The sequence below is a fragment of the bacterium genome (assembly GCA_016786595.1).
In the GTDB taxonomy this organism is placed as follows: Bacteria; Bdellovibrionota_C; UBA2361; order SZUA-149; family JAEUWB01; genus JAEUWB01.
In genome coordinates, this window is sequence record JAEUWB010000007.1 from 1 (window position 1) to 12,859 (window position 12,859).

The window sequence follows — 12,859 nt, forward strand, 5'->3', positions numbered from 1 at the left end:
TAAAACAGGCGCGCATGGAAGAGGCGCTCGAAGTGGCACGCTACCTCGAGCAGCGTTTTAAAGTTACACTCAATGATGCCGCTCCAATGAAACTTAAGATTGTCGAGAACCCGAGCGGAGACACTTTGGTTTTAGAGTTAAATCTTGTTGAATTAATGCCTACCAACCCAGGAGTTAATACGATTGGCACCGCTGCTGGTTTGTTGGTCCCTGGTGGCGGGCTACTTAAATTTGCTGGCACAGGAAGTATTGCTTTCGAAGGAGTTTTGCGTGATGGCGTCACCAATGATGTCGTAGCGGTCTTTAAGGATCGTGAGCAGGATAAGGGAGGGCCGTTTAGCGTGAAGGATTTTGAAGAGTACGGTCACGTGCGCTCAATTATCGATGAGTGGGCAATGCAGTACGCACTCTTGGCGACCAAACCTCTGGGCACGGAAGTTGCTGATTCCTTGCCAATTGCGCTTTTGCCATACTGAACTCTTTAGCTTTTTTCTTGAGATTCAAAGCTCTTGCTCAAGTTTCCCGATTTGATCATAATAGCCTTAGGAAAAACCTGACTTTTAGGGGAACATATGGATCATTTTTATAAAACACTTTTTATTCTCGCTTCGATTTTTATTCTCGCAAGCTATAGCTTGGCCGATACGCCTGCTGTTTCAGGTGGCGCGACAAATGTTGCTACTGATGAGGAAGCTGAAGAAGGGGATGAAGTTGAAGATGACGGAGCAACGGATGAAGAAGAGATGGCCGATGAGGATAGCTCTGAAGATCAATCAGTAGATGAAGAGGGTGACTCAGAAGAAGATGAAGCTTCAACTGATGACGCTGGAGGAGAAGAGGAGGAGGAAGAAGAGGAAGAAGGTTAATTTTTAGCACCCACGATATTCATGAAAAACGTAGCTATTGTTGTTAGTGGCGGACCTGCTCCTGGAATCAATAGCGCAATAAGTTCATGCGTCATCGCTGCCGAAAACCGCGGATATAAGTGTTTTGGTCTAGAGGGCGGTTTCCGCGGTTTTGCTGAAAATCCAGCTCTTGCGCTGAAGCAACTTAGAACCGAAGAACTATCACGAATTTATCGACAGGGAGGGTCTCTCCTAGGGACTTCCCGGTTTAATCCACTCCAAACTAAGGAGCGTCGTGATAGTTTTTTACAATCAATCACCCAAGCCGGCATTAATGCCCTGATAGTGATTGGTGGTGATGGGTCGGCAACTGTAGCATATCAATTATGTCAAGTAGCTCCAGAGCTGCAAATTATCCATCTACCTAAGACAATCGATAACGATCTTTTTTTGCCGCATAATTATCCGAGCTTTGGATTTGAATCGGCACGGCAGGTAGGAACAGAAATTGTTGAAACGCTAATGACCGATGCAAAGACCGTTGGGCGTTGGTTTATCGCTTCGACAATGGGCAGAAATGCCGGATTTCTTGCTTTGGCGATTGGACTTGCTTCGCGGGTAACTCTGACTTTAATCCCCGAAGAATTTAATAATCGCACTTATCAATTAGCCGAAGTTGCCGAACTAATCGTCTTAAGCATGAAGCAACGTTTGGCTGAAGGAAAAAAATACGGTGTAGCTTTGATTGCTGAAGGCATCATCGACCGCCTTGATGCGAACTCCTCAAGCTTATTAAAAAACTGCCCACGTGATGAAATCGGTCGGATCAAATATTCTGAATGTGAAATCGTCGATTTACTTAAGCCAGAACTGCAAGCACAAATCAAAGCGCAAAAGCTAGATCTTAATTTTAATACGAAAAATATTGGCTACGAATTACGCTGTCACGCGCCGAACGCCTTTGATGTTGAATATACGACGTTTCTTGGCCATGGGGCGATTCAGGCCTTAGCCCAAGGTCAGAGCGCTGTCACTGTCGTGAAAGATTTTGACAAACTTGGCGTAATTCCACTGCAGCAGATGATTGACGATCAAGGCAAATGCCGGTCACGAATAGTCGATTTGAAATCTGACGACTATCAAGTGGCAAGACATTTTATGATTCGCTAATGCACCCAAGGTAGGTCGCGCTCAAGATAGCGCAGCGCGGTTTTAAATGAAATATTTTCTGGCGCAATCAAGACGCCGCCACCTGATTCAGAGGCAAGGAGCTCAAGCATTTTTGCATCACCGTCAACACGACGCACTTCATCGGCACCAAGATCTGGTAGAACTGTCTTAATTTGATTTTCGATTTCGCTTACAAGTAGTAAGCGATGACCTTTAATCTCAATCAGTTGGGGGCGATTTTTGGAAAATGGAATATAAAACTGCATAATTTATATATTAAATACCGATCGTTTTTTTGTATCGAAAATAAGCGTTGTGCGTAAATAAGCACCAGATCGACTTTGCGCAAGTTTTTGTAACATATTGTAATTTAAGGAATTTATACCGCGACCATAAATTTTCCTCTTTAACTACTTAAAGGTGTAAAGAGAAGTCGAAAATATGTCGTTTCATGTAGTGATAGAACTTTATTCAATCTTGTGTGCGAATTAGTCATCATAAGTATGGGTAGGTAGAGTGATCTTAGGTTTTAGATTAATTACCTTTTTGACTTAGTTTTTTTTGGGGAGGTTTTGTGCTCACTGATTCTTCGACATTGAGAGAACTTGCCGGAAGACCGCAAGCGCAGTCGCACATTCCGGCAGCTGTGACCGATGTTGGTTGCGAACGTGAAATTAACGAAGATCGTTATGCCGTGATCGATTCCCCTCAAGGACGGGCCTGGATTGTTTGTGATGGCATGGGCGGGGTCATGGGTGGTGAGCTAGCGGCACAGCTTGCAATTGATGCCATGCGTCGCGTGCTTGAAACATCTGACTCTGCAACTCCAGCAGAAACAATTAAATCTGCAATCGAAGAAGCTAATCGAGTAATTGTTTTGCGTCGTCAAAATCCAGCGTTTAGCTCCATGGGTACGACTGTCATCGCTGCCATGCAAATGCTGGATGAAATCGTAATTGCCCATGCTGGTGATTCACGTGCATACGTTGTGCGCGGTCAGGAAATCGAACAGCTCACAGTCGATCACACTTATGTGCAGGATTTAGTTGATAAGGGCGCAATCAAACCCGAAGACGCACTTTCTCATCCACAGGCACACGTCCTAACGCGTTGTCTTGGTTCTGAACCACGCTTGAACCTGACATTGCAGCAATATTATCTCTGGGAGGCAGCCCAGCCTGATGTCTTAGTGCTTTGTAGTGACGGGCTTTATAGCTTAGTTTCTGACAAGGAGATCTCTCAAGTTGTTACTTCGCGCAGCCCGCAAGATGCTTGCGTTGATTTAGTCGAACTTGCGAAAAGTCGTGGAGGTTTCGATAATATTACCGTGGTAATTCTTCCGCTTGAAGGTCAATTACGAGAAGAAGCAAGCCCAAATCGTCCAACAATTGAACGTAAGCAGCATTTACTTTTTGAAGACGAACTCGACCTTCCACCAGTTCCATTGTGGAAGCGTTTATTAATTATCACTCTCCTCATGTGTTTCGGTTGTGCTGGGACATTGTTGTTCATGTTCTTGACGTGAGAGAGTTTAAAAATGAAGGCAGTAAAATTGTAGTGAGTGGGACACTAAAGCTATAAAAAAGTGAGGACATATGAGCGAAGAATGGCCAAAAGATTCAAATAATCCTGCAGCTCCAGCGGAGCTTGCCAAGGATAATAACGATCCGAAAACAGCGCTGGCATCACGTGCGCGGAATCGTACTGTAATGTTACCTCCCGAGGTGACCGGACAAGTCCGTTCAATGCTTGGCCAGGATCCAACTGGGAAAAAACTAGATCCTTTAGCTGAGATTATGAATGCGCATCAGTCAGCTAGTGAGTCCGCGCGTAAGCTAGATCTGTCACGACCTGCGAGCGAAGCTGCGGCACCACTTTCTAGTGATTCTGCAGGATTTATTTCGCTAGCATCTCGTGAAGGGGCAGCTAAACCACGGCCACAAGTGGCACCAAGCCAACATGTAGTACAAGCAGCTAAGGCACCAGAAATACCTCAAGAGCGTCACGCCCCAGCTCCAGTACGGGCAATTTCAAAAGGACCAAAGACCAAATTAACTGGCTTCTTGATTAGTTTTGACAAAGAAGAGCTTGGTGAAGTGATTGAACTTCGCGTTGGTCGCTGGTTATTGAGCTCGCGCATGACAGACCATAACGAGACGATTTTAATTGAAGATGAGAGCGTTTCTCCCTTGCATGCCATTATTCGTGCAACGCAAGACGGGAAAATTCAAATTCTCGATCAATTATCAGAATTCGGAACCGGTGTTACCCGTGCCAAGTCTGAACAGGAAGAGGAAGTCACAGGAAGTATGACCACTGTAACTCACGGAGACAAAGTGCGTTTCGGTAAAAGACATTTTATCGTCTGCACGATTCCCGGTGTGAGTGCCTAACTTCTTGATGATTGGATAACGATACGCAGTGTGCGTTGGACGATCATTCGTCCGTAGCTAGTGAGGTTAATGTGCAAGGAATGAGTGAGGACCAATTTCTTCACCTACAGCCAGGAACGGTCGTAAATGGCCGCTACGAGATTGTAAAATGTCTCGGCACTGGAAGTATGGGTTTGGTCTATGCCTGCAGGCATCGCGAGCTTGCTGGGCACCTTGTTGCCATGAAAGTGCTGTTTTCGGAAGTCGCACGTGATCAAGTCGCAGTACAACGTTTCCGCAATGAGATTGTAGCATCCTATGGCGTGAGTCACCCCAATGTGGTTCGTGCCTATGAGTATTTCCGTGATGGAGATTTGGTCGCATTTACCATGGAATACGTTGGCGGTGGAGATTTGGCAGACCGTATCGTGCAAGATGAATTACTCACTGTGCCTGAAATTGTGCGCATGCTTTCGCAAATGTGTTCAGGTGTGCAGGCAATTCATGAAGCAGGAATCATCCATCGAGATTTAAAACCCGAGAATATTTTGCTAACCGCTCAAGGTGATATTAAAATTACTGATTTTGGTATTGCGCGCACTGGTTCAGGTCCAAAGCTCACCGAGCATGGGGGCGTTGTTGGTACAATTGATTATGTTAGCCCTGAATACCTGGAGAAAGGACAAGTCGACGCACGTTCTGATATTTATGCACTTGGAGTGCTTGGTTTTGAAATGATTACTGGCGAGGCGCCTTTTAAGGGTAAAAGCGTGATCGAAACGATGACTTTGAGATTGAAGTCTGACCCGCCATTTCCTAGTGAAATCCGTAATGACTGCCCACCTGAATTAGATCAAATTATCATGCGTGCGATGAAGCGTGACCCGGAAGAGCGTTATCAAACAGCTAAGCAAATCTATCGTGATTTGCAAGATCTGATGGGCGGAGGAACGCGCACCTATTCTCGTGACAGACTCGAGAAACAAGTCAAACAAGTCAAGCAAAGCTCTGATGCAAGTGTTCAAGCAAAGCCTTCTGGATACACTGCCAACGGCAGTAATGCAGGGAATCAAAGTATTCCTACAGAATTTTCACAAATCGCTGTAAAAGACATTCCTGGGTCTAAGGATTCGAAACGTGGGACCTCAGGGTCGAGAAAGAAATTCGACCCTGATGATGTCGAAGAACTTGAAAGTGTTTTGGGTAATCAATCAGTGGTTGCAGGCCCGCGCGGATTCTCAGAACGCGTGCCGCGGGTTGCCGTTGGCCACTCACACTTGTCAGCAGATCGCATCCGTGCACTCTCTGATGGTATTTATACCGAAGAGACGAGTATGTTTAAAACGCTTTTGGTCTGGACGATGGTATTAATTTTGGGATTTGTTGTTACCTTGGTAGTCTTACGCGAGATTCGACCTGATTTATTTGGTGCTGCAAAGTCTAAAGTTGGAATCGTGGTAAAGTAGGTTGTCCCTTGGCAACAAAGCTTGGTCTGCCAGAATGCCATTGTTTTTCTCAAGATCTTGGCCGCTCCGGACACTAAAGATTTTCTACATTTTACTAATAACTTCGCCGATTGGCTCGCTGATCCAGAGTTATTTACTAGGCAAAAAGCCTATCTGCTGATACTTTGTAGTGATCAACTGCATCTAAATGATAGAAAAGTTTTGTTGCTTCCGGGTATAGTATTCAGGAAGCATCTGGTGTGATGAATGACTCTGGGCATTATCTCGACCGTGTAAATTTAATGAAGGTTATATAACCAATGAGAGTTTTAATCGTTGATAATTCTGCTGAAGGTCAACAGCAAGTTGCAAAACGCATTGAAGTATTTAATCAAAGTGACGTTGAGACTTTGGATTTACGTGTCAAGCTCGTGCTCGACCGTGATGTCGAATCACAATTCCGTGAAGCAGACGTTTTAATTTTAGGCGCCAATCTGGGTGAGACTGCCGTACAAATTGCACGTTCGGCTCTTACGCAAACTCCCTGGCTGCACATCGTGATGTATGTCACGAACGAAGCCTATTCGGGCGGAGCTTTTCGCACAGCGCACTCTGCAGGTGTGAGGAAAGTGCTGCCTGAGTCATCAGACCCACTTGATCTCTTGCAAGAGCTTGTCGCAATTCATGCCGAGTTTCGCCGTGAAGGACGCACACGTGAGGGGCGCGTTGTTTGCGTGACGCATGCAAAAGGTGGCACTGGAGCCACCAGCATTTGCGCCGCTTTAGCTGAAGTTTGTAGTGTTTATCGCCGCCGCACTATGCTTTGGGATCTGGACGTAGAGACTAGAGACTTGTGCCGATCGTTGACGGTGAATGGCTTAGAAGCAAAAGTTGTGAGCTCCTGGGTAAATGGTTCGCGTGAAATTTCGCGTGAAAGTATTGTCGATGCGCTCATTCCCGTCAGTCAGGACGTCTCTGTTCTGATGCCTCCGGACAGTATGGCTGAATCCATGGATTTAGTTTGTCACACTGATGGCATGCAAATTTGCCAGCGCATTATTGATCTAGCCCGCGTGATGCAGGATGTGATTTTAATTGATACAGGCGGAAGAATTGGTCCTGCAACTGGTGCGCTGATGCGCATGGCCGACGAAGTCTTGATTGTGATTGATGATACGGTGCTTGGATTAACTGCGCTTGACTTGTACTTAAGCTATGCAAAAACTCTTGTTGCTGGTTCGGAAAGACTGAACTTTGTCGTTAACGGATATAGCGGAGCACTTTTAGCTGTGCCACAGATTGAGGCAGAATTAGAGCCAGTGCATCACTTAGGGCAACGTCCCTGGAGATTGCCTCCGGTGCCAGTAGACCCTAAAGCTTCACTTTGGCCGGGAAGTGGGAGAACACTTTATAGCTTAGGACAAAAATCAACCCGCGCAGCGCTTGAGGAAGTTGCTTTAGAATTAAAGCTTGTTTCAAGAGAAGATGAAATTGCTACTCAATCGCGTAAATCCTCAAAAACTTGGTGGGAAAAATTCCTTCCAGCAGGCGAACAAAAGGATGAAAATCAGCAATAATTGCTAATATATTGAAACTATTGCTGATTTTGCGTGAGAAATTTAATTAAGCTTCAAACAATATTTTTTGAGTCTCGCTGAGCACTGCGAGCATCAAAAGAGAGGTAGTGGTTCTTGCCATCAAATCTGAAAATATTAATAGTTTTTTAGTGTATATTATCTGCTAAAAATTCTATTGTGTTATGACGACAATGATTGCTAGATAGTTAAATAGCCCTGTAGTTACTACTCGGCTCTATTGGTTTACTAAACAGAGAAGTGGGGATCGTTGAAAATGACAACAGAAAATAAAGATTTGCAAATTCAAAATAAAAGCGAAAAAGGCGCAACAATGCTAGAGTACGCTCTACTAGCTGCTCTAATTGCTGTAGTTTGTATCGTAGCAATTACTTTCTTAGGCCAGCAGGCTTCAACATCTTTTAGCCGAGTAGGTAGTTCACTTAGCGGAGCAAACGGCTAATACCGTCACCGGCTACGCTTATAGTAAGAGCCGCTTTTCGGATATTTGCCGAAAGCGGCTCTTTTTATTGTAAATTATCGATAGAGCCAAACGTCTAGGGTCGGCTATAGCTTGACCTCGCACTTCTATCTATTTGATATATTTGGGTTTTATCCTAGTTTATTTTTAATAACTGATATTTTTGTTTTTTGAATCTCATTTTAAGCTAAACTATTCAAAATAGTAGGGCAATTATATCTGCCCATGGCTAAAAAAGTCTTAAACGTACAGACCGGTACTGCCGATTGTACGGAAGTGAAGCTTTTTGGCTCATAGCGTAAAGCAGCAGTTTAATTTAATATTTTATTGCGCGCTTGTAGAAGTTAAAATTTTGGTACGGGTGGGTTGTAGTTTGGCTCTTTTCCCGTTTTGAAACACAGAGTGAAGAGCGAATTTAGATTATCGTGGTTTTGCTGAGGAGCAATTAGGTTATGGCAACTCGTTTTGGTGCACCAAGTCCTGCGAAGGCATATGCGACAAAGGTCCGTTGGATTATTGGCAGCCTGTCAGCGACAATATTGATTCTTGTTGCGGTGATATTAATCATCGCCAATCAAACTGCGGATACGCCCCCTGATGCAAATCCGAGTACAACGATTTCAGATCCTGGCGTTGCTAACGCCAGCACTCAGGCGCAACCAGCTGTTGAAGTCCTAGTTGCAAATCAACGTATTGAAATTGGCTCACCCTTGATGCCGCACATGTTCATCTCACAGGCTGTGCCACTTGACCGCCAGCCAGCAGGGGCAATTCCTGCAGCACAAAAAGATGCGCTGGTGGGGAAGTATGCCAAGAACTTGATCAATGCAAATTTACCACTCTTGCAAGACGACATCTCTGATCAAAAGCCCTTAACTTCCGTAATTGATGCGATTCCACCGGGATTTCGTGCTGTAACAATTCAAGTCGATGCGCGTTCAGCTGTTGAAGGTTGGGCACAACCAAATTCACGTGTGGACGTGCTCTGGACCTACAAAGACAAAGACGGCGAACAGCGCGTTGCTACAATCGTCCACTTTTCGAAAGTATTGTCCGTTGGTGGTGCAACGGCAAACGATCCAAATGCTCAAAAAGGCGGCGCTTCTACAGTGACACTATTAGTATCTGAAACAGATGCTAAAAAAATTGAACTGGCGCGTAATCTCGGTTCATTGAGTCTATCTCTTGTGGGCGGGAGTGAAACTGGCAAGGTTACCTCTGATCCGGATCCAATCGACATTACCCAGATTGTGCCACGTGGCCCAGAAGTTGCGGCTGAAGAACCAGATGCAGATGGCGTGATGTATGCAACTGACCCAGCCACAGGTAAGCAAATCAAGTTTATTCTCCAAGGCAAACAGTGGAAACGTGATCCGAATTTTTAAATAGTTAACGACGTGTTTTCCAAACAAGGTTTTAGGAAGGTTTATTTATGAGCAAGCAAAATGACAGGGACGCGTTAATCGATCTGTTTTCAACTCGTGCCCGTTCAAGCGGAACTGAGCAACCACAGCAAGAAACGCAAAAACCAAATTCTCCAGCTACTGAAGTGCGTCGTGTGCGTGTCGGTAGTACGCATCGTGGGGGGACACTTAAAGCCTCACTCTCCCCAGTGGCAAGCTCGATTCTACGCGAAGCACGAAGAGAAATCTCTGCGGATGATACTGTCGTTGAAAATCAAGAAATCGGGGAAGACACAATCGCCCGAGCAGTTGATAAAGTTTGTTCACAGCGCGGGCATGTGATCGATGACTTGGTGCGTGCGGAAATTATTGTGCACTTGAAGCGCGATCTCCTGGGTTGGGGTGTGCTCCAGTCGTTGATTGATAATCCTGAGATTACTGATATCCACTGCTATAACTATCAAACTGTTGTGGTGCAGCGCGGTAAGGCCTGCGAAACTACAGGACTACACTGGCCGAGCCACGAATCATATTGCTCATTTATCGACCGCGTTTTGTTGCGCTTAGGTAAGAGCGTTTCTACCCAGCAACATACAGTTGACGCATCGTTCCCTGATGGCAAGCGTATCTGCGTAGTGCATGAAAGCGTTTGTAGTACGGGCGGTCCAATTTTAACAATGCGCGTACCACGTGTTCCAGAAACTACCTTAGAGAGTCTGGTTGCCTATCAGGTTGCTCCGCCGTTAATTGTAAACTATTTGGCTGCGCTCGTGCGTGCTTGCGAATTTACCTTTATGTTTGCTGGCGAAACTGGCACTGGTAAAACAACGATCATGCGTTGTCTGGGCACGCAGTTTAAGCCTGATGAGTCTGTAATTGGGGTTGAAGATACTCCAGAATTAAATTTCAGACACCCTTACTACCGCGGACTTGTCTCACGTACGGCTAATACGGAAGGTGTCGGAGAAGTTTCACTTTCAGAACATATTAAAACTACCTTGCGTCTTTGCCCATCGCGCGTGCTTTTGGGTGAAATGCGTACTCCTGAAGCTGCCGAGGCTTTTCTTGAGGCTGCGCAAACAGGTCACTGCGGAATGTCAACGGTGCATGCGCGAAATGCACGTGAAACACTGACACGACTAGAAAGTTTGCTTGGCCGTGCACAACGCGGGGTATCGATGGATATCATCCGTCAACAGATTGCCCTAGCGGTGGATGTCGTCTGTTGGATGACACGTGAAAAATCTTCGGGACGTGTGCGTCTTGCTGAAGTGATTGAGGTTGGACATTTTGTTGAAGGCAGTATTCAAGTCCGTCCGATGTTTAAGCTTGTCGAGGAAGGCGAAAATCCTAAGTGGCAAGTGCAATCATGGGCGAGTAACTATGATCACGTGCTTGAGCGTAACGGTATTTTCTTGGGCGATGCTCCAGAATTTTTATCGTTTTCACAGGCTCATGGCGGGTTCAACGAGGTTGCTGCAACACGATAGTTGTTAGTTCAATTACTCTGAACATTCGGCGCGCGATCTGGCGTAAGTAGTCGCCAGACAGTGGAGCCAGTCGAAGTTTGACATGGGAATTAGGTAGTAGCGCAGAATGAATGTTGCTCATTGAGAAAGGCGGTTGAGAAATGGATTTAAAGATTGTAATCATAGCTCTGCTAGCAGTCTCGGCATTAATTGGCGTGCTGCTTGTGATCTTAAGCGTCTCTGCAAAAAAGTCACGTGGTGGTTCAGGTGGAAGTCTTGCGATTTCTGAGTCATTAAGAACACTTGTTGCCTCCCAACGCGAAGCACAGCGAGAGGGGAAGGATCCCCAAGGCAAAAAAAACTTAGCAATTGCTGCAGCAGCTGACGGACCCGAAACAAAACGCAGCGCCCTGGGATCATCGGCAAATAGCTTAGAGAAGCGCTTACTCTACGGACGCTGGATTATTACTCCGCTGCAATTTAGGGCAATTCAAGTTGCGCTCACCGTGGCATTGTTGGTGCCGGCAACAATGTATGCGGCCAAAACAGTGTGGATTACAGTGATCATTATCGTGCCTGCGCTGGTATCTTCTTTTTTAGATCGATCAATTAAAAAAGTATTTAATGCTTTTGATAAGGATTACCCGGTTTTCTTAATGCAGCTTGTGAGTTTGCTCAAGACCGGAATGAGCGTGATGCCAGCAGTTGACGCGGCAGCCAAAGCTTTGCCTGAAGATTCACTAGTGCGCCAGGAAGTAGCGCTATTACTTGAACGACTACGTTTGGGTATGACCGAAGAACAGGCGATTAATGCTTTTGGGGAGAAAGTTCCACATCCTGAGATTGAACTTTTTGTGCAGAGCTTATTGCTCAGCCGTCGTGTCGGTGGAACTCTTTCTGCGACTTTGGAACGACTCTCCAAACAAGTTCGTCGCCGTCAACAATTTAGAGAAAAAGCGATTGCGGCTGTAGGTATGGAGCGCGGATCGCTACTAGCAATTGCCTTCATCATGACCTTGCTTTTAATTTATCTCTCTGTTTCTTCGCCGGAACTGATTCTGCCGGCGTTTAAACATAAGCTCGGTAGCGCAATTTTCCAAACTGGACTGTGTTTAGTGTTTTTAGGCTACTACTGGTCCAGAAAAGTAACGAATATTAAGGTTTAAGTTGAAATGGATACAACGACAATAGTTGTAATATTAGCGAGTATCATGGGCATTGCCGGTTTGGGCACGATTGCTTATGTGACTTTTGCTGGAGCTGCGCAAAAGAAGAGTGATGTGCGTGGATTAATGGGTGGTCAAGCAGTTGCTGGACCTGGTGCTCGGCGTCTGGCCAATGAAGAGGCACTGGAAGCCCTTGCGGCTAAAGGTCCTACGCGGTCAAAAGGTAAAAATCAGCAAGACGATTTGCCGACCAAACTTTTTAAGGCTGGCTATTATACTCCGGAAGATAAGCGTAAGTTTCACCTGCTGCGTATTATCTCTCCAATCGTTTTTCCAATTGTCACTACCGGAATAATGGCAGCGATTGGTGGCAATGCATTAATGACTTCAATGGGCTTACTCTTGGGGCTTTTTTGTGGCTATATTTTACCACTCTCAATGCTTGACCGCAAAATCCGCTTACGTGCTGAAGATGTGATGTACTATTTGCCTTTGACGATCGAACAAGTTTCAATCGGTGTTAGTAGTTCACTCGACATTGGACCATGTATTGCGCATATCTTGCAAATGGCGCGCGAACGTAATTCTTATAACCCCGTGATCGAGATGTTCATTCACGTGGAAAAACTGATTCGTAGTGGTTTGAACCTTGAAGATGCCTTGAAAGAAGTTTCCGAGATTTACGGGCAGAACGAGCTCAAGCACGCGTTTATGTTTTTAGGCCAATGCGCTCGCCATGGTGGTGAAGTTTCTAGACAATTGCAAGAACTTGCTGACGCTGTCATGGTGCAGCGCGAGGTTCAAGTTGAAGGACGTATTACAGCATTGCCGGTCAAAGCTACCTTGCCACTTGTGACAGTTTTTGCGGGATTCTTTGCCATGCTTTTTGCGGGGCTTGTAGTGCGTTTAATGACCGCCTTTGGTGGCAGTTAAG

13 protein-coding genes are annotated in these 12,859 nt (G+C 45.6%); 12 read left to right on the forward strand and 1 reads right to left on the reverse strand.

The features are described from left to right. From JNK13_02160 to JNK13_02170, 3 genes are all read left to right on the forward strand, one after another. On the forward strand, window positions 1-476 hold a 476-nt coding region (locus JNK13_02160; GenBank protein MBL7661533.1), incomplete at its 5' end, for a DUF3313 family protein. Window positions 477-572: 96 nt separating this feature from the next. Continuing rightward, the gene (locus tag JNK13_02165; protein MBL7661534.1) at window positions 573-866 is read left to right on the forward strand and encodes a hypothetical protein; all 294 of its coding nucleotides are present in this window, start codon (window positions 573-575) and stop codon (window positions 864-866) included. Window positions 867-887: 21 nt separating this feature from the next. Beyond that, on the forward strand, window positions 888-2,015 hold the full coding sequence (locus JNK13_02170) for a 6-phosphofructokinase (protein MBL7661535.1): 1,128 nt from the start codon (window positions 888-890) through the stop codon (window positions 2,013-2,015). On the opposite strand, the gene JNK13_02175 is transcribed toward JNK13_02170, so the two are convergent. Continuing rightward, window positions 2,012-2,281, reverse strand: coding sequence for a hypothetical protein (locus tag JNK13_02175; protein MBL7661536.1), 270 nt, complete (start codon window positions 2,279-2,281; stop codon window positions 2,012-2,014). The genes JNK13_02170 and JNK13_02175 overlap by 4 nt on opposite strands. Window positions 2,282-2,589: 308 nt before the next feature. On the opposite strand from JNK13_02175, the gene JNK13_02180 reads away from it, so the two are divergent. The 9 genes from JNK13_02180 (at window position 2,590) to JNK13_02220 (ending at window position 12,858) form a co-directional block, all read left to right on the forward strand. Next, window positions 2,590-3,540 (forward strand): serine/threonine-protein phosphatase, encoded by a 951-nt coding sequence (locus tag JNK13_02180; GenBank protein ID MBL7661537.1) that lies wholly within the window; start codon window positions 2,590-2,592, stop codon window positions 3,538-3,540. Window positions 3,541-3,610: 70 nt separating this feature from the next. Next, window positions 3,611-4,408, forward strand: a complete 798-nt coding sequence (locus tag JNK13_02185) for an FHA domain-containing protein (GenBank protein MBL7661538.1) — start codon at window positions 3,611-3,613, stop codon at window positions 4,406-4,408. A gap of 71 nt (window positions 4,409-4,479) precedes the next feature. Beyond that, a complete protein-coding gene (locus JNK13_02190) occupies window positions 4,480-5,853 on the forward strand; it encodes a serine/threonine protein kinase (protein ID MBL7661539.1) in 1,374 nt (457 codons plus the stop codon). A 299-nt stretch (window positions 5,854-6,152) separates the two neighbouring features. Next, a complete protein-coding gene (locus tag JNK13_02195) occupies window positions 6,153-7,409 on the forward strand; it encodes an AAA family ATPase (protein ID MBL7661540.1) in 1,257 nt (418 codons plus the stop codon). A gap of 274 nt (window positions 7,410-7,683) precedes the next feature. Beyond that, a complete protein-coding gene (locus JNK13_02200; protein MBL7661541.1) occupies window positions 7,684-7,869 on the forward strand; it encodes a Flp family type IVb pilin in 186 nt (61 codons plus the stop codon). A gap of 470 nt (window positions 7,870-8,339) precedes the next feature. Beyond that, window positions 8,340-9,272 carry a Flp pilus assembly protein CpaB gene (gene cpaB, locus JNK13_02205; protein MBL7661542.1) on the forward strand — a complete coding sequence of 311 codons (933 nt, stop codon included), beginning with the start codon at window positions 8,340-8,342 and terminating at the stop codon, window positions 9,270-9,272. A 47-nt stretch (window positions 9,273-9,319) separates the two neighbouring features. Further along, a complete protein-coding gene (locus JNK13_02210) occupies window positions 9,320-10,780 on the forward strand; it encodes a CpaF family protein (protein MBL7661543.1) in 1,461 nt (486 codons plus the stop codon). 140 nt (window positions 10,781-10,920) lie between these two features. Further along, a complete protein-coding gene (locus JNK13_02215) occupies window positions 10,921-11,925 on the forward strand; it encodes a type II secretion system F family protein (protein MBL7661544.1) in 1,005 nt (334 codons plus the stop codon). A 6-nt stretch (window positions 11,926-11,931) separates the two neighbouring features. Next, entirely contained in the window at window positions 11,932-12,858 is a 927-nt protein-coding gene (locus JNK13_02220) for a type II secretion system F family protein (protein ID MBL7661545.1), read from the forward strand. Window position 12,859: the final 1 nt, after the last annotated feature.